A 23,978-nucleotide genomic window follows, 5' to 3' on the forward strand; every position below is an offset into this window, starting at 1 on the left:
ACCGTTCTCTCAACCCTGATCGCCCGTTCATAAGTCCTCTATAGGTTTCGGGGTGTTCGACCAAGTCCTACAGAGGGGTTTCCATGATCGAGCTCGTCGAGGTGAGCAAGACCTACAAGGGGGGCGTGCAGGCGCTGCGCCGAACCGACCTGACGATCGAGGCCGGGCAGGTGACCGTGCTGCTCGGTCCTTCGGGAGCCGGCAAATCGACACTGCTGCGGTGCATAAACCTGCTCGTGCAGCCCACCACCGGGACTGTGCGTGCCGCCGGTCTCCCGGCACTGGACTCGCGCCGTGCATTACGACGGCATCGCCGGCGCACTGGCATGGTTTTCCAGCACCACCAGTTGGTCCCGCGGTACACCGCGCTGCGCAACGTACTGCTCGGCCGAGTCGGCTACCACAGTTTCTGGCACGGTCTCCTGCCCGCTGGTCGCGCCGACGAGCGCATCGCCCTCGAGGCGCTCGACCAGGTGGGTCTGCTCGACAACGCGCTCACCCGGGTCGACAATCTCAGCGGCGGCATGCAGCAGCGCGTCGGCATCGCCCGCGCACTCGCCCAACAGCCGCAACTGATCCTCGCCGACGAACCGGTTGCCAGCCTCGACCCGGCCACCGCAGTCCGAGTGATGGCGCTGTTGCGCCGTGTCTGTCACGACAACGGCATCACACTCGTCGCCAGCCTCCACCAAGTCGACCTGGCCCTTGAGCACGCCGACCGCATCGTCGGCCTCGCACACGGCGAGATCGTGCATGACAGCCCCGCGTCCGATGTCACCGATGACGCCATCCAACTCATCTACGAAGGCGTCACTGAGGAATCCGACGGCGACACCGTCGCCAGTACTGTCACCGGCCACCTCACTGCTGGTGTCCGCTGACCGGACGCTGCTCGCACCACCCGAATCACACTCACCACATCCTGGAGTTCTTCACAATGATTAGACCAGCCCGTTCCACAGCTGCCGCACTGGCGGCGCTGATCTCTTTCGCGCTTGTTCTCACCGGCTGCGGCTCCGGTTCCACCTCCGAGCCTGCCGCCGGCGAGGTGCCTGAGACCCTCCGCGTGGCCCTGCTGCCCGACGAGAACGCGTCTCAAGTGATCCAGGACAACGAACCGCTCAAGGAATACCTACAGGACGAGTTGGGCGTCGAGGTCGAACTCATCGTCACCACCGACTACTCCTCGATGATCGAGGCGATGACCCGCGGCCGGTTGGACCTGGCCTACTTCGGGCCATTGTCCTACGTGCTCGCCCAGGAGAAGGCCGACATCGAGCCCTTCGCCGCGCTGCAGGAGGAAGAAGGCGCTGCCCCTACTTACCAAGGGGTGTTTCTCGCTAATGCCGACTCCGGCATCACCACACTCGGCGACGTCGCTGGCAAGACCGTCGCGTGGGGAGACCCGGCCAGCACCTCCAGCCACCTGATACCCAAGGCCATGCTCGCAGAGGAAGCGGGCCTGCGCGTCGACGACGGCGATTACGAAGAACAGCACGTCGGCGCCCACGACGCGGTGGCGCTGGCAGTGCAGAACGGCAACGCCGACGCGGGCGGCATGAGCCTGCCCATCTACGAGCGCATGGTCCGAGACGGGACCATCGACCCTGAGGTGGTCGTGACCGTCCAGGAGTCCGAGCCCTACTACAACTACCCGTGGACTATGCAGACGAACCTGCCCGAGGACTTCAAGGCAAAAGTGCGGGCGGCGTTCTTAGAACTCGACGACGATGCCGTGCTCGAGCCGTTCAACGCCGCCGGTTTCGGACCGGTGACCGATCAAGACTACGACGCGGTGCGCGACCTTGCGCCCCTGCTGGACATCGACCTGGCGGACTACCAGTGACCGCCGACACTTTGCCGGACCCCGTCGAGGAACGGCGGGAAGAACAGTACCGGGACATCTCCCGTCGGGTGTGGATTGGCTGGGGGCGCAACAGCGCGGCCATGGGCGTCGTCGGCGTCCTGGTGCTGGTGTGCGTCTGGGCGGTGGGACTACTCGACGGCGAACGGATGATCACCGGACTGGCCGACATCGCCGACCTCCTGGGCGACATGTGGCCCCCGGACTTCACCAACATCAACCGGTGGTGGGGCCCACTGTGGGATTCGATGTCGATGAGTATCGCGGCCACCGCACTGGCGGTCCTGCTGTCGGTCCCACTCGCGCTGCTCGGGGCCCGTAACACCTCCCCGCACCCCACCGTCTACGCGGTCGCGCGCCTGGTCCTCAACACCCTGCGATCGGTGCCCGAGCTGATCATGGCGATCGTGTTCGTCGCCGCCGTCGGCTTCGGCGCCCTTCCCGGCGCCCTGGCACTGGGTATCCACTCCGCCGGCATGGTCGGAAAGTTCTTCGCCGACTCCATCGAACGCGCCGATCAGGCATCCGTCGAGGTTGCCCGCGCCGCCGGAGCCACCCGGGCACAAGTGATTCTGCACGGCATCCTGCCGCAGGTACTGCCCCAAATGGCCGACGTCACCGTCTACCGGTGGGAGCTCAACTTCCGCGCCTCGGTAGTCGTCGGCGTCGTCGGCGCCGGCGGCATCGGATTCGAGCTGATGGCCGCCCTCCGCACCCTCCAGTACCAGGAAGTCTCCGCAATCCTGCTCGTCATCCTCGCCACCGTCACCGTGGTCGACGCCCTCGGCGGAGCATTACGAAGAAGGTTCCAATGACAAACGCGTCCGCGCGCCCGGTGGTCGTCCTCACCCACCGGGTGCATCCCCAAATCCTCGACATGCTCGGCCGCGAGTGCGACGTGGTGCCGAACCAGCAAGACGACAGCCTCCCGGCATCCGAATTGCGACGCCGAGTGGCACACGCCGACGGGCTGATGGCGTTCATGCCCGACCAGATCACCGCGCAGTTTCTCGACGGTTGCCCGCGACTGCAGGTGGTCGCCGGCGCACTCAAGGGCTACGACAACATCGACGTTAGCGCCTGCACCGAGCGCGGCATCTGGCTCACCCGAGTCGAGGACTTACTCACCGAACCCACCGCCGAATTGGCAGTCGGGCTGCTGATCGGCCTCGCTCGACACGTGGCGACCGGTGACCGCACCGTGCGAGCCGGTTTCCGCGGCTGGCGGCCGGTGCTCTACGGACGCACACTCGTCGGCTCCACGATCGGCATCGTGGGCGCCGGCGTACTCGGCCGGGCCGTGGCGCAAATGCTCTCCGGATTCAATCCCCGACTTCTTTACCACGACCCCGATCCGGTGCCGTCCGCAACCGCGGCGTCGATCGGTATGGAACGGGTGGAACTCGCCGAGCTTCTGCAGCACAGCGACTCCGTGGTGGTCTGCGCCCCCCTGACGGCGGACACACTGCACCTGCTCGACCACCAGGCGATGACATCGATGCAACCTGGAGCGCTACTGGTAAACGTCGGACGAGGCTCAGTAGTGAACGAAGGCGCAGTGGCCCAGCTCCTGCGCAGCGGACACCTCGGCGGATATGCCGCAGACGTGTTCGAGTTCGAGGACCTCTCCCGACCCGACCGCCCCAGCGGCCTGCACCCGGACCTGATGGAACTGACGAGCCATACCCTCTTCACCCCGCACCTCGGATCTGCGGTCGCGTCGGCACGCTTGGCGATCGAGGAGCACGCGGCGAGATCCATCCTGCAATCACTCGCGGGAAAAGTGCCCGACGGAGCCGTCAACGACCCGCGGAAACCGTCGACCTCCTCCGTTCCCGCAGTATGATCACGCCCATCAGCGACGCCGCACCCGTCAAAACCAGTCCTCGGGTACCGGTGTACCTTTCCGCCGCCGACGCACTCGCCGAGCAGATCGCCAACCAGCCCGTCGGCACCCGGCTTCCGTCAGAAGACGAACTAGCCCGCACCTTGGGCGTCAGCCGGCTCACCGCCCGAGCCGTACTGACCGAGCTGGAGAGGCGCTACCTGGTGCGCCGTCGGCAGGGCAGCGGCACCTTCGTGTCCCGACGCATCGACTACACCATCAGTCGACACATCCCACCGTCCTGGAGCGCAAGCGTCCGCAAAGCCGGATTCGCCCCAGACGTTCGCACCACCGGATGGCGACTCGAGACCCCACCCACCGAGGTCCGTGGCCGCATGAAAGTGGGAGCGCGCAGACAACTGCTCGCACTCTCCCGTAACCGATACATCAACCACGAGCTCGTCGGCTACGCAGACACCTACCTCGACCCCCAACTCGTCCCCGACCTACCCCAGGTCCTCGACCCTGCCGGCTCGTTGCACGACACCCTGGCCACCCACTACAAGCTGGAACCCGAGCGCGGATGGTTCGGCGTCGCCATCGACCCGGCGCCACCCCACGTCGCCGAGCACCTCGAACTGAGCGGCCGCCCACCGGTCATCTCAATCCGGTCCCGCACCGATGCCGCCGCACGCAACCACCACCCCGTAGAACTCACGATCTCCTGGCTTCGAGCCGATGTATTCCGAGTCGAGGTCGACTTCGACACCACCTAATCAGGACGACAAACCATCGCCCGCCCCGAATAGCCGCACTCCCGACATATTAACGCCGATAACTTACGTTATGTAAAATGAAGGGTGTTGAGTTGAGGCAAAGACAGGTGCGTGACCTTTTAACCTGCAGTGTTTTGGATGAGTGATCGTCGGTTGCGTTATCGATCCGCCCGGACCTCGAATGGCCCGGTCGCCGAGGTCGGGTCAGTCATCACCGCTCGTCTCCGACGGCGAGCGGTGTGTGCGTCTCGTACATGCGGATCGCTACCGCGGCCGCCGAGACGGCGCTGACGGCGGCGGCCCACACTGCTGCGTGCATACCCATGGCGTCGGCGACGATCCCACCGAACACCGCACCGACTGCGTATCCCAGGTCGCGCCACACGCGGTACACCCCGACGGCTCGCCCCCGCCATACAGGATGGGCCACGTCGCCGATCGCCGCCAACAGCGTCGGGTAGACCATCGCGGTTCCGGCGCCCAAGATCACGGTGCCCACCGCCCACACGCCGAACCCGCTGCCGAGCGCGATGACGACCAGCGCGGCCGCCTGGGTGGCCATTCCCACCGAGATCAGGTTCTTGCGGCCGATCCGGTCCGAGAGCGCGCCGGTAAACAGCTGCCCCACTCCCCAGACGGCGGGGTAGAGCGCGAACAAGAGCCCGATCTGCCCCATCGGCAGACCCTCAGTGGCGAACAACAGGGGGAAGAGTCCCCACGACAGGCCGAAGTTGAGATTGTTGACGAGCCCGGCCTGGCTCGCCGAGGACAGGGCCGGTTCTTTGAAGCTGGTTTGGAGCGCGATCTCGCGGTCTGTCAGGTCGGCATGCAGATGCTCATGCAGTCCGTCGGGGCGGGCAACGTGCCGCCCGGCGTCTAGGAGCGCGTGATCGCGGGTCTCGCGGACGAAGACCCCGGACAGCATCAGAGCCAGTGCCGTGTAGGCCAAGCCGACCAGGAACGGTGCCGGTCGCAGGCCGTATTGCCCGGCCAGGTAGCCGGCGAGCAGCGAGGTCACGGCGACCGCGCCGTAGCCTGCGGCCTCGTTGAGACCCATCGCCAGGCCGCGCTGCCGGGGGCCGACGAGGTCGATTTTCATGACCACGGTGGTGGACCAGGTCAAGCCCTGGTTGATGCCCAGCAGGACGTTCGCGGCCACCACCCAGGTCCAGTCGGGCGCCCAGATGAGCATCAGTGGCACCGGGATGGCGAAGAGCCACCCGACCAGTAGGACGGGCTTGCGTCCGTAGCGATCGGAGAACGTCCCGGCGAAGTAGTTGGCGATCGCCTTGGTGATGCCGAAGGCGGCCACGTAGGTGAAGATGAAGGTGTAGCCGGTCAGGCCGAAGACGTCCGTGGCCAGCAGGGGCAGGACGGTCTGTTGCTGTCCGACCATGCCCCCTACCAGCGCATTGATGGCGACGAGCAGCGTGAACTGGGCGGCGTTGGCTTTCAGGCCAAGCTTGAGAGTGCGTTCACTGGTCATGCTTTCCTCCTCGCGATCGACCGCGTCAGGGCGGTTTGGCCTTTGCTGCGTGCCGCTCCGCTAGGCAGTGCGCAGCGCCGGCTCGGCGCGGCCCCGCGGCGAACGCAGGGGGCACCGGTCGACGGCCACGAAGCAGATGGCCGCGGCGAGCGCCAGCAGAGCCACCACGCCGAGGATGATCGGTGCGGCGGGGAAGGGCAGTTCCTGGGACAGGACGAAGGCGCCCATGAGTAGGACAAAGAAGCCGAAGCCCTTGCGTAGCGCCTTCTCCGGCACCACCGAGGTGAGCCGGACGCCGAGGAACGACCCGGCGATCGCGGCGATGGTGACCGCGGCGACGAGCGGCCAGTCGAGGCTGATCGAGGTGAGGTAGCCGCCGAGCCCGGCGAAGGACTTCATGGCGATCACGAGCAGGGAGGTGCCGACCGCGGCGGTCATGGGCAGACCGGCCAGGAGGACGAGGGCCGGGACGACGAGGAACCCGCCGCCCGCGCCGACCAGTCCGGTGGCGGCGCCCACGACGAGGCCATCGAGCAGGATTCGCCAGAGGGGATGGTGGTGGTCGTTGCGCTGTCCGTCGCGGTCTTTGCGTCCTCTGATCATGGCGCCGGCGGTGGCGATCATCATGATCGCGAAGCCGATCATCAGGACGGTGCCGGGGATGTAGCCGCCGGCAAGGCCGCCGAGGAACGCCCCGACCATCCCGGCGGCGCCGAAGATCAGGCCCGTGCGCCACTGGACGTTGCCCTTGCGGGCGTGGCCGATGAGGCTGACCAGTGAGGTGGCGCCGACGACGAACAGTGAGGTCGCGATGGCCTCCTTGGGGTCGAGTCCGCCGATGTAGGTCAGTAGCGGCACGACCAGGATGGACCCGCCCCCGCCGAGAAGGCCCAAGGACAGCCCGACCAGGACGGCCAGGGCCACGACGATGATCGTGGTGATCTCCATTGCAGGTGCCTTTCTCCGGCGGGGGCGCCGGTGCTTCGGGTGGGGTGGGTCAGGAGCGGGCGGGCAACGAATCCAGGACGGCGCCGAGCCCGGGCTCGTCGGCCGAGCGGTTCCACGGCATCTTGGCCAGGCCCGCGGCCATGGCGCAGGAGTTGCTCGCCGCCGAGTACGTCAGCCCGGCGCCGATCGCGCCGGCGAGGTAGGCGAACTTGGGCGAGAGCACCTTGGAGGCGGTGACGCCGGCCAGGACGAGCGAGCCGGCGACCATCCGGACCTGCCGGTCCATCGCCCAGGCGCCCTTGCCGCGGAGCACCTCGCCGCCGGCGGCCTCGTAGCCGGCGATACCGCCGTCGAGGACGGTCACCGAGTCGGGGTTCACGCCCACGGCCTCGAGTCGCTCACCTGCCTGCCGGGCGCGGTTCCCGGACTGGCAGATCAGGACGACCTGCCCCGGCAGGCGGGAGGCGAACTCCTCGCCGTGCTCGGCCAGGAGCGGGAGGGGCACGTTGTAGGAGCCGCGGATGTGGACGGAGGAGTACTCGGCCGGCGACCGCACGTCGATGACGGTGGGCGGGGTGTCAGAGTCCAGGGCATCGCGCAGGTCGGCCGGGGCGAGGGTGGGGGCGGTGGTCAGGGTGGAAAGCATGGGTGAACCGAAATCCTTCGTGTGTGACAAATGCGGGGTCAGGTGGCGGCGGGATGCCGCCGAACACCGGGGGCCGGACGGGGTGTCCGGCCCCCGCAGGTGGGGTGCGGCAGATCAGGCGGACGCGAGGTTGCGCGCGGACCAGGCGCCGTAGCTGCCCTCGAGCTCGACCACGCGGTAGCCGGCCCGGCGCAGGGCACTGGCCGCCACGGAGTTGCGAACGCCGCTCTGGCAGTAGGTCACGATCGGCCCGTCGGCCGGGAGCTGGTCGAGGTTCCACAGCACCCGTCCGCCGCTGAGTTGCTCCGAGCCCGGGATGTGGCCGTCGGAGTGCTCAGATTTGTTGCGCACGTCCAGGACCAGGGCGGAGTCGAACGAGGCCAGCTCGTCGGGGCCGATCATCTCGGGGGTCGTGGTGGGCAGGCCCTCCAGAGTGGTCGTGTACCCGGTGACCGTGTCGATACCAACCCGCAGCAGGTGGTCGCGGTACTCACCGGCGACCTCCTCGTCGGGAGCGAGCACGACCAGGGGCGTGTCCTCCTTCTCGGGGTCGTAGACCCAGGCGCCGTAGGAGGCGGCCTTTCCGGTGCCGGGGATGTTGAGCGCACCGGGGACGGTGCCGGCGTGGACCTCGTCCTGGCCCCGGGTGTCGACGACGACGACCTGGTTCGCCTCGAGCGCGGCTGAGAGCTCGGCCGGGGCGTACTCGCGGAGTGGGGAAAGCGGGCCGAGGACGGCCGGACCCTGCCTGTTCTGTCGCTTCATCCGGCCGAAGTAGGCGTGCGCGTCCGGCTGGCCGTCGAGCAGTTCGGAGACGAAGCCCTCCTCGTCGTCACGCTCGACGTACCCGCCCCACCAGGCGTAGCGACGCTCGTAACCGACGCTGGTCGACGGCAGTGCACCCAGCGCCTTGCCGCAGGCGCTGCCCGAACCGTGGCCGGGGAAGACCTGGACGTGGTCCGGCAGCGTGACGAACGAGTCCTTCAGGCTGCGGAAGATCTGCTTGGCACCCTCGAAGCGGGTGTCGACAGCGCCCGCGGCCTCGTCGAGCAGGTCCGGTCGGCCGAGGTCCCCGGAGAAGACGAAGTCGCCGGTGAGCATGTATCCGGGGGTATCGGCGAACGCACCGTCGGTGATGAGGAACGACAGGTGCTCCGGGGTGTGCCCGGGCGTGTGCACGGCCTCGACGGTGATGTTGCCCAACTTCAGGTGGTCGCCGTGGTGCAGGCGCTCCGCGGCGAAGCGGTACTGCCAGTCGTCGCCCCCCTCGCCAGAGACGTAGACGGTGGCCCCGGTGGCGGCCGCGAGCTCGCGGGTGCCGGAGAGGTAGTCGGCGTGGATGTGGGTCTCGGTGACCGCGGTGATGGTCATGCCGTGACGGGCGGCCAGGTCCAGGTACTCGCCGATGTCGCGGCGGGCGTCGACAACCACGGCCTCCCCCTTGGCCTGGCAGCCGATGAAGTAACCGGCCTGGGCGAGGTCCTCGTCGTAGATGCGTTCGAGAAGCATCGAGATCTCCTTGTCGATCGTGATCGGGTTGGTGCCGCGGAGCGCCGTCGAGGACGACCGGTACATCGGCTTCAGACCAGGCCCGAGGCGCGACCCGCGCGGATGTTCTGGCGCACGACCACGACCTCACGACCGGCCGCGGCGAGTACGGCGCCGGCACGTTCCGCTCGGGAGCCGCGCTCGCAGTGCACCCAGACGGTGCCCGGGGGGACCTCGTCGAGTCGGTCGGCCAGACGGCCGACCGGCACGTGTAGCGCTTGGTCCAGGTGATCGCGTGCGTACTCGTCGTCGTCTCGGACGTCGAGCAGGACGATGCCCGAGGCCGGACCGCCGTCCGCAGCGCGGGGGAGCTCGGTGAACGACGCGGTGACGACGCCGGGGTCGCTCACGCTGCGTCTCCCGTGGTCTCATCGCGGGTGAGCGAGTCCAGCAGAGAGGTGCGCAATCTCCGGTACTCGGAGTCGTCCGGCAGTGTGTCGGGGTCGCGGGGTCGGTCGAATGGCACGCTGATATCGCGCGTCACGGTGGCGTCCGGACCATGATTCATCACCAGGATGCGGTCGCTGAGCGCGATCGCCTCGTCGACGTCGTGGGTCACCATGACCACCGTGCGTCGGTCGGCCTCCCACAGACGTAGCAGCTCGCGTTGAAGCGAGTGACGGGTCAACGCGTCCAGAGCGCCGAACGGCTCGTCTAGGAGCAACACCTTGGGCTCCAGCGAGAACGCGCGGGCGATGCCGACGCGTTGCTGCATGCCACCCGAGAGCTGTCCGGGTAGGCGGTCCTTGGCGTGGCCCAAGTGGACGAGATTGAGGTAGTGGTCCGTCACCTCGGCGCGAGCTGATGCGCCGAGCTCTGGGCGGGCGCACGAGAGCGCGAACTCAACGTTCTCCCGCGCGCTCATCCACGGCAACAGGACGTGCTGTTGGAACACCACCCCGCGGTCGGCGCCGGGCCCGTCGATCGGCCGGCGATCAAGCCACAGGAGACCGTCGGAGGGTTCGACTAGACCGGCGATGATCGAGAGGATCGTGGACTTCCCGCAACCCGATGGGCCGAGAAGGGAGACGAACTGACCGCGACCGATCCGGACGTCTGTGGGGGCGACGATCTGTACCGCGTCCGCCCCATTCCCGAAGGACTTCGAAATTCCTTCCAGATGCAGGAACGACGCGTCGTGGCACGAGCCGGCCGATGGGTCGTTGTTGGTGGAGAGAGCAGTGTCAGGCATGGGGGACCACCTTGTGCAGGGCCGACACTGCGCGGTCTAGCGCGAGTCCGACGAGGCCGATGATGAGGATCGCCACGCAGATCGCGGGGATGTCGAGCTTGTTCCACATGTTCCAGACGAAGTAACCCATTCCACGTCCGCCGACGAGCATCTCGGCGGCGATGATGACGAGCCACGACGTGGAGAGCGACAGACGCAGGCCGGTGATCATCTGCGGTAGGGCGGACGGCAGCAGGATCGAGCGGATCACCCTCCACCGTCCGGCCTCGACGGTGCGGGCGAGTTGGAGGTGGAGCGGGTTGACGGACCGCACGCCCTCGATGGTGTTGAGCAGGAGCGGCCACAGTGCGCTCATGATGATGACGAAGAGCGCGGTGCGCTCGGCGTCGCGGAGTAGGGCCAGCCCCAAGGGCAACCACGCCAGGGGCGAGACCGGCCGGAGGATCTGGATAATCGGGTCGAGTCCCCAGCGGGCGGATCGCACCGACCCGAGCAGGAAGCCCAGCGGTATCGCGATCACCGCCGCCACGAGGAAGCCCGTGAGCACCCGCTGCAGGCTGGCGAGGAGGTGCCAGAACACGCCCACACTGTTGATGCCCTCCCGGTAGAAGGGGTCCGAGAGAATCTCGATTGCCGAGCTGAGCGTGGCCGCCGGAGTGGGGGCGAGCCCGCCGTCGTCCCCCGTGGTCGCCATGTTCCAGAGGCCGATGAACACGGAGGTGGTGACGACCAGGATCAGGGCGGCGAGAGCGCGGTCGCGGGATGTGGCGCGGTCCGACGACGGGGCCCCTGATCCCCGTCGTGGCAGTCGGCCCAACAGCGAGTTCCAGGTAGAGCGGTGTGCGTTTGGGGCGTCACTGGCCGTGTGGTCGCCGGCCTCGACTCCGGTCCCCGAGGAGCCGCGGGGGTCGGGGGCCGGTGCGCCGGGGGCCTTGGGGGGGCTGGGGGTGGTGGTCATGAGGTCACCTCTCGGCGGGTCCAGATGTCGGTTCGGGCGGGGTTGAACGGGATGCCGGTGATGGTCTCGGTGCGGGCCGACGGGATGCCGATCCCGAGGTCATGGAGGGCGCGGGCCGCGGCGGGGGTGTCGAATACCTCGGTGGTCGCGGCATACAGAGCGGAGGAGTCGCCGAGGTCCCGGCCATCTGTGAGTCCCCACCGCTGTAACTGGGTCAGGATCCACATGCCGAAGTCCTCTCTAGGGAACGGCCGGAAGCCGATCCGGTCGGGCTCCTGCATCGTGCGCCCGGTGCCGTCGGGGTACGTGCCCGTGAGGATCGCGGTGAGCAACTCGGGTTGTTGGTTGAGGAACTGCTCGGTGGCCATCGAGGCCGCGGCCTGAGGCCGGTGAGCGGGGTCGTCCGACCACACCGCGGCGTCGGCGACGGCCCTGGTGAGCGCTCGGTAGGTCACCGGGTTCTCGAATGCCCACTCGTCGGACACGCCGAGGCAACAGCATGGGTGACCGTCCCACAGGTCGCGGGTCAGAGTGAACAGATATCCGGCGCCCCTCGCCACGGCCAGCTGGTTGAACGGATCCGGTCCGAGGAAGCCGTCAATGTTGCCGGTGAGCAGATTAGCGACCATATCGGCCGGCCGCAGGATCCGGAGGTCCACGTCGAGGTCCGGGTCGAGTCCCCCGGTGGACAGGTAGTGGCGTAACAACAGGTTGTGCATGGAGAAGTCGAAGGGGATGCCCAGCACGAAACCTCGCATGTCCTCCGGGCCACGCACGGTGTCGCGGTGGCGGTTCGCCAGCGTGATGGCCTGCCCGTTGACGTTGGTGATGAGCGGCATCCGCGTGGTCTTGCGGCCCGAGGCGAAGCCGTGGTGCAGGGCCAGCGGCATCGGGGCCAGCATGTGCGTGGCCTGAACCTCGCCTGCCACGTACGCCCCCCACAGGTCGGCCCAGCCCGCGTACTTCTTGAGCGTCACCCTCAGCCCGTGCTTGGCGTAGATCCCCAACGGGGCCGCGTTGACCAGCGGGGAGGCGCAGGTGATGGGGATGAAACCGATCGTGAGCTCGGGGTTCTCGATACCCGGCAGGGCGGGCACGTCCGCGCCGTGGGTGCCGGGTTCGGCCGCCGGGACGGCGGGTGGAGCCGTGCTCGCGGTGCTGCAGGCGGCGAGCAGCCCGGATCCCGCGGTGGTACCTGCGAGGGCGAGGAACCCCCTGCGTCCCATACGCAGGTGATCTGGCGCACTGGGTGGCGTGCGCATCAGTGCTGTTCCGCGTGTGAGGCGACAGCTGCCACGGCCCAGTCGTGCATGCGCCCGGAGTGGTAGAGCAACGGCGGGGTGTCATCGCGGTGCACGGCGTGGACCCGCGCCACGAGGATCTGGTGGTCGCCGCCGTCGTAGATGCGGTCGATATGGGTCGAGAGCCACGCAGAGGTGCCCTTCAGAAGCGGCACCCCGTGGGGGCCCGCGCGGTACTCGACGCCGTCGAACCTGTCCTCACCCCGGCCGGCGAAGGTCCGGGCGAGTGGTCCCTGTTCACAGCCGAGGACGTTGACGCCCATCGGGGCGCCGATGCGGAATGCGTGGAGGCAGCTGGCGCGGCGGTCCACGCACACTAGTACCAGGGGCGGATCGATGGAGACGGTCGTGAAGGAGCTCACCGTCATGCCCACCGGCCGGATTCCCTGCACGGTGGTGATGACGGTGACCCCGCTGGGGAAGGCGCCCGCTGTCTGCTTGAGAGCGGCCGCGTCGACCTGGTCACCCCGGCGCCACACCCCCGAGAGGTCATCATCTGCGAGGTGGGTGTGATCTGGAATATCGGTCTGATCGGCGGTGACTGTCATGAGGTGCTCCTGTGGGCGGTGGTCGGATTCGGGCGGTTCTCGAGTGCCTTCAGCGCGGTGAGGAGCCGGGGGTCGTCTGCGGGTAGGGCGGGACCGAGGGAGCGGAGCAGAGTTCGGAGGTCCTCGAGTTGACGGAGGTAGACCTCGCAAGGCGGGCAGGAAGCGAGGTGAGCATGTATCTCGCGATCCCAGGTCGACTCGTCGGCATCGAGGAGTTGGTGAGCCAGGTTCACGAATTCGACACAATCGGGTTCGACCGGGCCGGGGCGGTAAGTAGTGGTCATCGGACCTCCGCGTGGAGATGGGTGGGGTCGGCGCACTGGCCGGTCATGTAACACTCGAGCGCGCCGCGCAGCCGCGCTCGCGCCCGGTGGAGCAGGGAACGCTGGGTGGTCGCCGGGATGCCGGCAAGCTCCTCCACCTCGCTGGCGGTCAGTCCGTCGACCTCGCGCAGCAACACCACCTGGCGCTGCCGGTCCGGTAACCGGCCGAGTTCAGCAGCGAGTACCCGGCCGAGTTCCGCGTTGACGGCAGCCGTCTCAGGCAGAAACCTGGCCTCGGGCGGTGTCGACCAGTGTCCGGCGTCGGGGTGCCCGGGCGGGTGCATCCGGCCAGCGATGCCGTGGGGGTCGTCCTGCCCGTCGTACTCCGGAACTGCGACGACTTCATAACGCCGCAGTCGGATCTCCTGCCCGGTGGTCCGATACGCCTTGTTTCGCAGCACGGCGTAGAGCCAGGTGCGGAAACCGGAGCGTCCCTCGAAGCCCTCCAGGCCGCCGAGCACGGCGATCCACGTCTCTTGGACCACATCTTCGGCCGCCGCGCTGGACGGCACGAGCGTCTGGGCGAAGCGGAGCATGCCCGGGTAGTACTCGGCCACCAAGCCGGCAACCTCGTGGCGATCGCCTCGGGCCAGGACGGCGGCAGGCCCCAGTTCGTCGACGGTCATGGTGCACTCCTTTCAGGTGGCTCGTCGCGGGTGCCTCGCTGCCTGCGATCAGGCGCAGCTGGCCAGCTCCCACCTCAGCTGGGCCTCGGACGGCGACTGGACCGGGAAGAAGACGGCCTCGCGCATGCGCCGGGACGTGCCGGACGAGCGTGCATAGCCCTTGCCCCCAGCAGATTTGGTCTCCAAAATCGCGGCCTCGAAGGCGACCTCCGCCGCTTGCAGGCGCATGGCGAGGAGCTCGGCGCGCCCGGCGGCGTGGGCTGTCGCCTCGGCGCGGGCGTGGGCGGTCATGGCAGAGCGGACCAGCGCGAGCTTGCCCACGAGCCGGTCGACCTCGCCGGCGAACACCGCATTGACGCCGATGAGCGACGAGCGAGCCTCCTCCAGGGCAGTGGTAGCCAGGCCCACGCACAGCGCGGTCTGCAACATCACGAAGGTAGGCCGAACGGAGGTGAGGAAGGCCTCGAAATCGCTAGTCAGCACCTGGTGTGCACCGATTCGGACGTTCTCGATCTTCAGGAACGACGAGGCGGTCGAGCCCAGGGCCATGAGTGAGAAGGGTGGGCCCACTGTGACGCCCGGGGTGTCGACGGGCAGGGCGACCACAATGCGGTCGCCGGTGGTGGTGCGCGCAGCCGTGACGAGGACGGCGTCCTCGTACAGGTTGGAGGCCCATCGCAGGGTGCCGTCGAGCACCAGTTCCTCACCCTCGACCGTGGCGGTCACGTCGAGGCTGCCACAGCCGGCCAACTCGCGGAACGCCGAGGCCATCCCTGTGACACCGGGGCGCTCCCCGGTGACCATCCCGGTTAGCAGGTCGCGGGAGTAGGGGGTGTCGGCGTGCGCCAGGTACTCCATGGTCATGCGGTGCGCCCAGGCGGTGAACGCCGAGGAGAGGCAGCAGGCGGACACCTGGGCCAGGGTTTCGACCATCTCGAGCAGTCCACCATCACGGTTGCGCGGAAGGCCCGCGTCGAGCGCGCCGGTCGAGGCAAGCAGGGGCAGGACGTCTCTGGCGGCGCCCTCCCCACGGTCGAGGTCGTCCGCCCGGGCGGTGACTGTCTCTAACACACCGTCCAGGTCGACGGGAGTAGAGGTGGAAACGGGGATCGCTGTGGCGGTCATGGTGTTCCTCCGAATTGGCGTGAGATTGGTGGTGGCGGGGCTCACCAGTTGTAATCGAGAAATTTTCCGTCGAAGGTCACCACGACCCGGTCGCCACCCGGGTCCGACCGGCGGGCGATGTCGACCTGGAAATTGATGGCACTCATGATCCCGTCACCGAACTCTTCGTGGATCAGAGCTTTGAGCGCCGGTCCGTAGACCATGAGCGCCTCGTGGAATCGGTACAGCGTGGGGTCTGCAGGAGGCGGCCCGACGACGTCGCCTCGGGTGGGCTGGGCGACGAGTGCCTCGACCACGTCGCCGCCCAGCTCCAGGAGGTCGGCTACGGCCGCGGCCTGCGCATTGCTCATAGGGTGCATCCCGAGCAGCGCAGCGGTCGTCCACACAGGGGCGCTACCGGCCGCCTCGGCCAGCTCCTCCCAAGACTTGCCGGCGCGGACGCGCGCCGCATCGACGATGCGGCCGGCCTCGGCCTTGTCCAGGACCGTGCGGGGGTCGGTGGTGTTCATCGGTGCTCTCCTCGGGTCTGGTGACGGGCGATCAAGCGACGACGGTGGTGTGGGAGACCTCGACCGGGTTGGTCATCGTGTTGACGACCGGTGACCAGCGCATGGCGGATTCGGCGATCTCGGTAAGGGTGGTCTCATCGGTGTCCCCGGCGAGCGTGATGGTGCAGCGGATCGCGGTAAACCCCATGATCTTGGCCGGGTCAGTGTCGCCGACCCCCCAGACGGCGGAGATGTCGATATCACCTTCCATGGCGATCTCGGCGGTGGTCAGCGCGATCCCGCGGTGCCCGGCGTTCGCGACCAGGCCCACGTTGATGCAGGACCCGAGCGCGGCGAGGGCGACCTCGGACGGATTGGGGGCGGCGTTGTCTCCGAGCAGTGCGCACGGCTCGGAGACAAGGACCGGCGCGGTGTCCCGCACTGATGTGAGGTTGCGGAAGCCGGTCTCGCAGACCGTGGTGGCCTTGAGTGTGCGGTGGCCCGTGGAGGGGTTCTCCTTGGAGGTGGCAGACAGGTCGGCCAGGCCGTCGAGGTCAATGTCGACGAGGGTGCGGATGGTCTCGGTCACAGTGGGGTCCTTCTTCGGTGGGTCCGGCGGCGGCCGGTCGGCCGTCCGGGACTCCTCCACGCAGCGACCGCGTCAGCCGGTCACGCAGTGGAGTGTCACCCGGTTCGTTCCCCGCGGACGGCGTTCCGTTGCACTCAACGGCGACCCTTTACGCCGATGAAACAACTCGATACGCAGGCGAAACGACAAAGGTGAAGTGAGTGACGTACGTCACCGGAACCGCTCGGCGTGCGAATAGTTGTTCCGGACACCGCGGCCGCCGTCAACACCAGCTGCGCTCCGGACACCGCGGCTTAGTCCGCGACGAAGAACGGGAAACCGCAGGCACCTGCTGCACGGCCGCACTGACTTCCCTCGCCGCACTCGTCCACTTTCCCTACATGTTGGCGGCATCCAGCGGCTGAATCTGAACCGACCATTTCAATCGCAGTGCCGCCCATGGCGGTAACCGTCACCGTCCTATACACAAGCAGCTAGGCCGGGCGAGTAAGTGAAACGTCCGCGAGCGTTCTGCGACAGACGGACTCGGAGAACTCTTCCGTCAACTCGCTCGACGCATGTGAACGCGGGCCGCTGCGGGCCAATCCCGGCCGACGATGACGTCGTCCTAAAAGCTATAAGCAGCGCTCGACGGGCTTCCGAGCTGACCGCCCGCCGATAGTCAGACGTTATGTAAAGGCAAGATGCGACGTGCTAGACCCTGAACTCGCCCAAGCGCTGACGCGCTCGCGCGTCCGAAGCTGATTGTGCGGCCACCGGGCATCGCGAGGGCAGGGTGGGGATCGCAATAGTCGCAGTAAGCCTGAACGTAGGCAGCCAGACCTGAACTGCCACACTCCCGGCCTCTCCAGATCCGGACGGCCTAGTAGCCAAATGGCCCAGGAGATTCCCTCCGCTCGGGACGAAGGTGCCCCGTCCCGAGCATCCGCAAACGAACTGATCCCTACCCGGGCGGTCCGCAATGAGCCGAAGAGTCGTACTAGAACTCAAAGCGGGCGCTGCGCAGTAGGCTTGCTCAGATGACAATCGAAAAACGAGAACAAGTCTTTGTAAGTTCGACGTTTAGAGACCTTGTAGAAGAGCGACGGGCCGTAATCCAGACCTTGCTCGAAGCTGACTGCATCCCGTCGGGAATGGAGCTATTCCCAGCCTCGGATAGTGAAAAATGGGAGTTAATCAAGGGAGTAATTGACCTTTGTGACTACTATGTCGTAATTGTGGGCGGCCGGTATGGAAGCCTCGACGATGCTGCAGACCTGTCATACACAGAGATGGAGTTCGACTACGCGGTGTCCAGCAAGAAGCCAGTGATGGGCTTCCTGCACGGCGATCCCGGAAAGCTACCGGGCGACAAACTCGACCTCGATAACGATCTGCGCGACAAATTGAATGAATTTCGCGACAAGATTGAGAAGAAGATGGTGAAGTACTGGCACGAGCCGGGTGATCTTCCCGGTCAAGTAGCTCTCGCAATCATGCAGATACGAAAATCGCATCCAGCAATCGGGTGGATCCGGGCCAGTGAAGCCATGACTCCCGCCGTCAAAGCCGAGTTGGCCGAACTTCGAGCAAAAGTTCGAGAGCTCTCGGCTGACCTCCATGACGAACAGCGTCAAAATACTGCTGCGGTAGATCCGTCGGAGCTAGTTCAAGGGAACGAGAAAGCCTCTCTGGAATGCATCGTCAGTTTCCACTGGCAGTGGCGTATCGATACCGGAAAAGCATATCAACACAACCGGGCGAGAGCCAAGTGGACGGTCAGCCCCACTTGGAATGACATTCTCAAACACTTAGGCCCCGAACTTATGGACGAGTCATCCGAGGAGTACCTCAAAAGTCGCCTTTCAGAGCTGTGCCTTGCGCTGGCACGCATAGATCTGATCGATGACGATGCGACCAGTGGGGACGGCAAGGAAGACGAGGTAGCCACCACCCATCGCAGCGAAGAGGACGAGGAGGACAAAAGGGTGGGCGAAGTGTACGAAGCCGAAGTCTCCATCGACAGCTTCAACGACGTGAAGGTTCAGTTCTCGGCCCTAGCGCTAATCGAAAAGGGATCCAAGAGGCGGCCGGGAAGCGACACTAGCGCATACTGGCAATTGACGGATCGAGGGCAGAAACAGTTGATAGGACTTAGGGCGATCCGGAAACCGTCCCTGCTGGAGACGGCGCAAGCTTTACCAGATGAGGCGAGCGCCACCGAATAGCCAGCTTTATCCCGGCGCCGCATTGCGATGATAAGTTGCGCCCATCCCTCCTCCACTTCTCGAGGAGGACGCTCTGAATCCGAAGGGTCTAGCTGGACGTCCTGACGTGCGATGGAGACGAGACGAAGATAGGGCTATTCGGAAGTGATCGGACCGAAGTAGCGCGACCTCGCCCCCTGAATGACGTATCTTGCCTTCAAGTTCGCGCACCCAGATGGGCTTGTATGTCGAGTGAGCACTTCGTCAATGAAGACGGCTGCCCAGTAATCATGGGCGTTGCGAAGCACGATTGCGTCACCGGTTTGCGGCGTTCGAACTCGCGATGATCCGTCATATGCGGAGGCGTCACCGACGCCCTCGGGCCCTGATGCCTGTCGCACTAGTGCCAGGCTCTTCAAGTTCGTGCCATCTGTGTAGGCATGGATACTCCCATGTCCTGCGGTGCCGAACCTAACAACAAATTCCGTTTCTCCAGCTCCGAGGAGATACCGACCATCATTGTTTTCGTAGTCAAACTCAAACTCACCGGTCACCGCTGGCGAAACGTACCTTGCACGACTTTCACGGACAGCAGCATCCACGTCCTCGGCCGCTGACCCGATGAACGGATTAAAACCGAGAGGAGGCTTTTCCAGTACGGGCATGCCATGAAGGTCACGCAAAAGCTCAACGTAACTTTCCTCGTAAACATCGTCATCTCTGAAGTCGATGTACTTAGTCGCATTCGCACCCATGAAAATCGGCAGAGAGGCTCCGGAACGAAGGACTGGAACCACCCGATGACCGAGGAGGTCATTCATCAACGTGGGTGTGATGACTCGCCGCTCGTAGCCGACTCCCCCTTGGGGAATGTCGGATTTGGCGACGTAGCTTTCCGTAACAATCGCAAGGACCCGGTACTCCAGGTTGGCAGCGGACTCCATAAATAGTGCCAGATCGCTGCCCAGGCGGGTGTCCCACTGGTCCAGCACTGCGTCCACGCCGTCGGCGCGCAAGCGGTGCGCGAGCTGCAATACCCATGTCTGGTGTTGCTCGCTATCCCACGAGTAGGAGACGAAGACTTTGGGCGCCGCCTGCTCGTCTACGCCTTGCACATTCATTAGCCAGCTCTCTTCCGCCATCGCGCCGTTCGCACGCGTCCAGCCCTCACCCTAGTTATCGAAGTCACAGCGCACGATCACTATGCCGGCGAATTTCGCCTTCGAACCGCCGGTGCTCGCAAGCTGGGCCAAATGAGGGCCCGGTAGAAATTCTCATCTAAAACGAGCCCTTCCGGATTCGGAAGGTTCGCATTGATGCACAGATTGCAGGAGGAGAGGCCGGATCTCGACATTAGGAATGGATTCGATTTATACGCTTACCCAACGAATCCAGTTACCCACCAGCCGCAGCCCGACCAGTTGTAGTGCCCCGAGGCTTGTCTCGACTCGCTAGGGCGAGTTCGGATGACGGCCTCGGTCCTGCTCACAGCATGGCCCTTAGGACGTGGCCACCCACCTTCCTTCACCCCGTCTGGGCTGCTCCTCGATCGTCGGTCACCGCACAAGTATCGGCCACGTCCTGGCCAACAGGACTCTGAATGGCGCAACAAGGCCGCCCATCGACGTCTACGGCGTGTGACGTTGTAGCGCTCGGTACAACGTGGAGCGACCGACCCCGAGATCTCGGGCGATCGCCGACGGCCCCTCCCCCGCCTCGATGTCGGCCCGGGCCTTGTCGATCTGCTCGGCGGTCAGGACACGCTTGCGTCCCTTGTACTTGCCCTTCGCCTTGGCGATGGCGATGCCCTCGGCCTGGCGTTCACGGACGATGGCCCGCTCGAACTCGGCGAACGCCCCGAGCAGTGACAGCATCAGATCCGCTCGAGGATCCTGGGCGCCGGCAGCGTAGGTCGCGCGCTCGTGGACGAACTCCACGCTCGCGCCCTTCGCGGTGATCTCGCCAACGATCTGTTTGAGATCGACCAGGGAACGGGCGAGTCGGTCCATCGAGGCGACAACCAGCTCGTCACCATCTCGCAGGTACCTGATGCACTCTTCGAGTTTCACGCGATCGGCGCGCGAGCGAGCGGACTGTTTCTCGATATAGACCCGGTCGCACTCCCCCACCGCCTCGAGCTGACGCGCCTCGTTCTGATCGGCCGCCGACACGCGCACGTACGCCACCCGCTGTCCACGCGGACGCGAGACCCGGCGAGCCGGCTTCGGATTCGTCTTCGGCTTTCGCTTCGGGTTCTGCTCGATGATGTTCTCCGAGTCCGTCGACTCCACCCGAAAGTTCCAGTCCAACTCGTCCCGGCGCCGGAACCGAGTTCGCTCCTTCCCCCGGCTGACGATGAGCACCTCCTCGCCGCCATCACCCGCCCGGTTCAAAAGAGTCCCGATCCGATCAGCCATCGAAAAAGTCCCTTTCGCCCGGTCTGTGTATCAATACACCCTAGACCCGACGGGATGGCGTTTCATAAATGCCGAACTAGACCCTGTGACACAGCAGCGATGTTCGGCGGCATATCGTCCCGCACGGGTGTACCCCAGAGCGACGGGACTCTGGGAACAGAGAGCCAAGGACACCCCACCGGACCCCGATTGGCGTTGCCCAGACCGTCAGCCCCATAAACTCACCTGCGCAACTGTGCAGCGAGTGGATGCGGGGAACAATGGGCGAGGCGGCGCGTATGCGCGAAGCGCAGGTGGAGGTTGAGCCACCAGCGTTGGCAGTGGTCAGGGATCAGCCCTGGACGCTGCACCGGGGCGACGTGATGGAAGCCTATGCGGAGTGGCCAGCGCCGAACACGATCATCTCCGATGGCGCTTACGGCGTTCGTGGGTTCCACGGGGATACGACCGACGCCGAGGGACTGGTTGAGTGGTATCGCCCGCATATCCAGGCATGGACGGAGGCGTCGCGCCCGGGCACAGCACTGTGGTTCTGGGGCACGGAGGTCGGCTGGGCGACCGTGCATCAGGAGCTCACCGCCCAGGGCTGGGACTACGTTCAGACGATCATCTGGGACAAGGGGCTGTCTCATATCGCCGGCAACGTCAACGGCAAAACGATCCGGCAGTTCCCGATCGTCACAGAGGTCTGTGTGCTCTACCAGCGCCGGTTCGAGATGCAGACTGACGAGGGCGCGATCGGGGCGCAGGACTGGCTGCGTTATGAGTGGCAGCGCTCGGGCCTACCCATGTATTTGTCGAACGAGGCGTGCGGCGTGGCCAATGCCGCGACCCGCAAATACCTGACCCGGGACTGGCTCTGGTACTGGCCACCGGGGGCAGCGGTGGCCAAGATGGCCGCGTACTGCAATGAGCACGGTTTGGAGTCTGGCCGGCCGTACTTCTCGCTGGACGGAGAGGAGTCCGTCTCGGCTGGGCAATGGGACTCGATGCGTTACCCGTGGACCCACGCCCACGGGCTGACCAACGTGTGGTCTCGGCCGCCGCTGAGCGACGGCGAGCGCCTCAAGGGCTCGATGCGCCGGTCGGCGCCGCGGGTTTACAAGCCGACGAAGGCCTCCACCACGCACCTGAATCAGAAACCCCTGGAGTTCATGGAGAGGCTGGTGCATGCGACGACCCACCCCGACGACGTGGTGTGGGAACCGTTCGGCGGCCTGGCCACGGGATCGGTTGCTGCTGTCGCGCTCGGACGCCAGGCCTACGCGGCTGAAAGAGATCCGCACTTCGCAGAGATCGCGCAAGGCCGTCTCGCCGATGCCGTGGCCAACTTGGCAACCGAAGCCGAACTCGAGGCTCTAGGGGCACAGGGAGAAAGTCTGTGACTGACGAGGTAGACGCCATCGATCAGATCGTGGTGCCGCCGGAGCCCGTGCGGGTGGACTTGGCGACGTTTCCGAAGGAGATGCGCGAGTTGTATCTCGGGGTGAAGGCAGCTTTGTCTGCACTTCCGATCCACTTCGACTTCGATAACCCGATCAGCGGGATCAACGCGACAGACCTGTTCAATCTGAGCAGTCTGATGGGCGCGGCGATTGAGATTCAGGTGGTGGAGACGCTCAACGCACTGCGTGGGACTTGGGACCCGCAGATGAGATGGTCGGAGTACAGATTCGTCAGAAGTGCGCAGGCGTTCCCCGATGTGCGTCTAGTCAAGCACGCCGACGACGGGATCAGCGTTCTGCTCGGTATCGAACTGAAGGGCTGGTTCCTCCTGTCGAAGGAGGGCGAGCCGTCGCTGCGATACAAAGTGTCTCCGGAAGCGTGCAACCCGTGGGACATGGTGTGTGTTGTGCCGTGGTACCTGTCGAGTGTTGTGGCTGGCACTCCGCAAGTTGCGGCGCCGTGGGTTGACCAAGCTCGATTCGCAGCCGAGTGGCGCGACTACTGGTGGGAGTTCCTGCGGGGCAACCCGAACAAGGAGCCGCAGAAGTTACGAGGGGTCAAGCCAGCCGCGTCTCCGGTGGTCTACCCCAGCAAGGCTGATCTGGTGTCGCAGACCCCGATCAGTGACGGAGCGGGTAACTTCGGCCGCCTGCCCCGCTGCAAGCCATTGATGGATTCGTTCCTGGAATCAGCACTTTCGATGGATCTGTTGGGAATCGAGGCGGCCAGCTGGCAGGCGTTCTTCAAGGCACACAAGGAGAAGCCTGACCCGAAGGATCTGGCCAAGCTGTTGGCCAGTTTTGATCTGCGGAGAAAGCACGGTTCCGAGGAGTCGGCGGAACGACTGCGGGAGTTGCTGCGCGAACTGGCTGACGATTTCGACTTCGGAGAGAACTAACGAACTGAATCGAAGCGAGGCCGACTGGGCGTAGCGCCGTCCACTTGGTTGGTCTTCATTTTCGCCGCTGGACGGCCAAATCGCAGGTAAGGCCTCTCCCAGGGCCCGAGCCTGGGGGTGCAATAAAGCCCTACGGAGCATCCAGCAGAAGCGGTTGTAGTTTGCCTCCTCAAAATCGACGCAACAGACTGATGCCGATGATGTGTGTTCTGACGTAGTTGCTGGTCAGAGCGGCCTCTCTTGCGATCGCTGGTAGCGTCGCAGCATGTGTGGTCGGTACTCGTTCGCTGTGTCTGGCGCCGCCTTGGTCGATGTTCTTGGCCTGGACGGGGCGGAACCGGGGTTCGAGTGGGAGCCAGCCTATTCGGTTGCTCCTCGCACACGGGCGCCGGTAGTCCGGGATCGCCTGATCGGCGAACAGCGGGTGAGTGAGGCGTTTATGCCCACGTGGGGATTGCGTCCGTCGTGGGCGAAGGAAAAGGGTCCGCGGCCGATTAACGCCCGGCTGGAGACTGCTGCGACCAACGGCATGTTTCGTTCGGCGTTCGCCTCTGCGCGGGCCCTGGTTCCGATGACCGGGTACTACGAGTGGCAGGAGGCTCTCGAGGACGGGAAGAAGGTCAAGAACCCCAGCTATGTGCACGCCCCGGGTGACGAGCTGCTGCTCGCTGCGGGACTGTTGGCCTTCCACCGCCAGGACGGTGATGAGCAGTGGCGGACGACGTTCACGATCATCACGCGGACGGGTGAGGATGCGGCCGGCGAGGTGCACGACCGCATGCCGGTCT

24 protein-coding genes are annotated in these 23,978 nt (G+C 65.7%); 9 read left to right on the plus strand and 15 right to left on the minus strand.

Going from position 1 to position 23,978, the window contains the following annotated elements:
- Positions 1 to 83 precede the first annotated feature (83 nt).
- Genes phnC through Q2K20_RS17230 form a run of 5 tightly spaced genes read left to right on the plus strand, consistent with a single transcriptional unit; the run spans position 84 to position 4,465 of the window.
- Positions 84 to 881: a phosphonate ABC transporter ATP-binding protein gene (gene phnC, locus Q2K20_RS17210; protein WP_317177026.1), complete on the plus strand. Its 798-nt coding sequence runs from the start codon at positions 84 to 86 to the stop codon at positions 879 to 881.
- Positions 882 to 937: 56 nt separating this feature from the next.
- The gene (gene phnD / locus Q2K20_RS17215; RefSeq protein WP_182640253.1) at positions 938 to 1,846 is read left to right on the plus strand and encodes a phosphate/phosphite/phosphonate ABC transporter substrate-binding protein; all 909 of its coding nucleotides are present in this window, start codon (positions 938 to 940) and stop codon (positions 1,844 to 1,846) included.
- Positions 1,843 to 2,679 (plus strand): phosphonate ABC transporter, permease protein PhnE, encoded by an 837-nt coding sequence (gene phnE / locus Q2K20_RS17220; protein WP_007633965.1) that lies wholly within the window; start codon positions 1,843 to 1,845, stop codon positions 2,677 to 2,679. Before phnD ends, phnE begins: the two co-directional genes overlap by 4 nt.
- Positions 2,676 to 3,710 (plus strand): phosphonate dehydrogenase, encoded by a 1,035-nt coding sequence (locus Q2K20_RS17225; protein WP_317177027.1) that lies wholly within the window; start codon positions 2,676 to 2,678, stop codon positions 3,708 to 3,710. The genes phnE and Q2K20_RS17225 overlap by 4 nt, the downstream gene beginning before the upstream one ends.
- Positions 3,707 to 4,465 (plus strand): GntR family transcriptional regulator, encoded by a 759-nt coding sequence (locus Q2K20_RS17230; protein ID WP_317177028.1) that lies wholly within the window; start codon positions 3,707 to 3,709, stop codon positions 4,463 to 4,465. The genes Q2K20_RS17225 and Q2K20_RS17230 overlap by 4 nt, the downstream gene beginning before the upstream one ends.
- A gap of 211 nt (positions 4,466 to 4,676) precedes the next feature.
- Here the strand turns inward: Q2K20_RS17230 and Q2K20_RS17235 are convergent, their stop codons facing one another.
- The 13 genes from Q2K20_RS17235 to Q2K20_RS17295 all read right to left on the minus strand — a co-directional run bounded on the left by Q2K20_RS17235 (position 4,677) and on the right by Q2K20_RS17295 (position 16,231).
- Entirely contained in the window at positions 4,677 to 5,951 is a 1,275-nt protein-coding gene (locus Q2K20_RS17235; RefSeq protein ID WP_317177029.1) for an MFS transporter, read from the minus strand.
- A gap of 60 nt (positions 5,952 to 6,011) precedes the next feature.
- On the minus strand, positions 6,012 to 6,899 hold the full coding sequence (locus Q2K20_RS17240) for a sulfite exporter TauE/SafE family protein (RefSeq protein WP_317177030.1): 888 nt from the start codon (positions 6,897 to 6,899) through the stop codon (positions 6,012 to 6,014).
- A 49-nt stretch (positions 6,900 to 6,948) separates the two neighbouring features.
- Positions 6,949 to 7,545, minus strand: coding sequence for a rhodanese-like domain-containing protein (locus Q2K20_RS17245; protein WP_069389163.1), 597 nt, complete (start codon positions 7,543 to 7,545; stop codon positions 6,949 to 6,951).
- 114 nt (positions 7,546 to 7,659) lie between these two features.
- Positions 7,660 to 9,054: an MBL fold metallo-hydrolase gene (locus tag Q2K20_RS17250; protein ID WP_317177043.1), complete on the minus strand. Its 1,395-nt coding sequence runs from the start codon at positions 9,052 to 9,054 to the stop codon at positions 7,660 to 7,662.
- 71 nt (positions 9,055 to 9,125) lie between these two features.
- Positions 9,126 to 9,443 (minus strand): rhodanese-like domain-containing protein, encoded by a 318-nt coding sequence (locus Q2K20_RS17255; RefSeq protein ID WP_317177031.1) that lies wholly within the window; start codon positions 9,441 to 9,443, stop codon positions 9,126 to 9,128.
- Positions 9,440 to 10,285, minus strand: coding sequence for an ABC transporter ATP-binding protein (locus Q2K20_RS17260; RefSeq protein WP_317177032.1), 846 nt, complete (start codon positions 10,283 to 10,285; stop codon positions 9,440 to 9,442). The genes Q2K20_RS17255 and Q2K20_RS17260 overlap by 4 nt, the downstream gene beginning before the upstream one ends.
- Positions 10,278 to 11,243: an ABC transporter permease gene (locus tag Q2K20_RS17265; RefSeq protein WP_317177033.1), complete on the minus strand. Its 966-nt coding sequence runs from the start codon at positions 11,241 to 11,243 to the stop codon at positions 10,278 to 10,280. Before Q2K20_RS17265 ends, Q2K20_RS17260 begins: the two co-directional genes overlap by 8 nt.
- Positions 11,240 to 12,469 (minus strand): CmpA/NrtA family ABC transporter substrate-binding protein, encoded by a 1,230-nt coding sequence (locus tag Q2K20_RS17270; protein WP_317177034.1) that lies wholly within the window; start codon positions 12,467 to 12,469, stop codon positions 11,240 to 11,242. Before Q2K20_RS17270 ends, Q2K20_RS17265 begins: the two co-directional genes overlap by 4 nt.
- Before the next feature lie 35 nt (positions 12,470 to 12,504).
- A complete protein-coding gene (locus Q2K20_RS17275) occupies positions 12,505 to 13,092 on the minus strand; it encodes a flavin reductase family protein (protein WP_317177035.1) in 588 nt (195 codons plus the stop codon).
- Positions 13,093 to 13,372: 280 nt separating this feature from the next.
- Entirely contained in the window at positions 13,373 to 14,041 is a 669-nt protein-coding gene (locus Q2K20_RS17280; protein ID WP_269504909.1) for an RNA polymerase sigma factor, read from the minus strand.
- 48 nt (positions 14,042 to 14,089) lie between these two features.
- Positions 14,090 to 15,166, minus strand: coding sequence for an acyl-CoA dehydrogenase family protein (locus tag Q2K20_RS17285; RefSeq protein ID WP_269504912.1), 1,077 nt, complete (start codon positions 15,164 to 15,166; stop codon positions 14,090 to 14,092).
- Positions 15,167 to 15,207: 41 nt separating this feature from the next.
- Positions 15,208 to 15,675 carry a cyanase gene (gene cynS / locus Q2K20_RS17290; RefSeq protein WP_390890275.1) on the minus strand — a complete coding sequence of 156 codons (468 nt, stop codon included), beginning with the start codon at positions 15,673 to 15,675 and terminating at the stop codon, positions 15,208 to 15,210.
- Positions 15,676 to 15,706: 31 nt separating this feature from the next.
- Complete coding sequence (locus Q2K20_RS17295; RefSeq protein ID WP_194860611.1) at positions 15,707 to 16,231, minus strand: OsmC family protein; 525 nt, start codon at positions 16,229 to 16,231, stop codon at positions 15,707 to 15,709.
- Positions 16,232 to 17,262: 1,031 nt separating this feature from the next.
- Between Q2K20_RS17295 and Q2K20_RS17300 the strand changes: the two genes are divergently transcribed.
- Positions 17,263 to 18,450 carry a DUF4062 domain-containing protein gene (locus tag Q2K20_RS17300; protein WP_317177036.1) on the plus strand — a complete coding sequence of 396 codons (1,188 nt, stop codon included), beginning with the start codon at positions 17,263 to 17,265 and terminating at the stop codon, positions 18,448 to 18,450.
- Positions 18,451 to 18,584: 134 nt separating this feature from the next.
- Here the strand turns inward: Q2K20_RS17300 and Q2K20_RS17305 are convergent, their stop codons facing one another.
- Together Q2K20_RS17305 and Q2K20_RS17310 are read right to left on the minus strand one after the other, a co-directional pair.
- Positions 18,585 to 19,571 (minus strand): toll/interleukin-1 receptor domain-containing protein, encoded by a 987-nt coding sequence (locus tag Q2K20_RS17305; RefSeq protein WP_317177037.1) that lies wholly within the window; start codon positions 19,569 to 19,571, stop codon positions 18,585 to 18,587.
- 486 nt (positions 19,572 to 20,057) lie between these two features.
- A complete protein-coding gene (locus Q2K20_RS17310) occupies positions 20,058 to 20,846 on the minus strand; it encodes a recombinase family protein (protein WP_317177038.1) in 789 nt (262 codons plus the stop codon).
- A 278-nt stretch (positions 20,847 to 21,124) separates the two neighbouring features.
- On the opposite strand from Q2K20_RS17310, the gene Q2K20_RS17315 reads away from it, so the two are divergent.
- The 3 genes from Q2K20_RS17315 to Q2K20_RS17325 all read left to right on the plus strand — a co-directional run.
- Positions 21,125 to 22,231 carry a DNA methyltransferase gene (locus tag Q2K20_RS17315; RefSeq protein WP_317177039.1) on the plus strand — a complete coding sequence of 369 codons (1,107 nt, stop codon included), beginning with the start codon at positions 21,125 to 21,127 and terminating at the stop codon, positions 22,229 to 22,231.
- On the plus strand, positions 22,228 to 23,190 hold the full coding sequence (locus Q2K20_RS17320; protein WP_317177040.1) for a hypothetical protein: 963 nt from the start codon (positions 22,228 to 22,230) through the stop codon (positions 23,188 to 23,190). Before Q2K20_RS17315 ends, Q2K20_RS17320 begins: the two co-directional genes overlap by 4 nt.
- A 265-nt stretch (positions 23,191 to 23,455) precedes the next feature.
- Positions 23,456 to 23,978, plus strand: a 523-nt coding sequence (locus tag Q2K20_RS17325) for an SOS response-associated peptidase (RefSeq protein ID WP_317177041.1), incomplete at its 3' end; no start/stop codon positions are given.

The organism is Dietzia sp. IN118, assembly GCF_032905965.1.
Lineage (GTDB): Bacteria > Actinomycetota > Actinomycetes > Mycobacteriales > Mycobacteriaceae > Dietzia > Dietzia kunjamensis.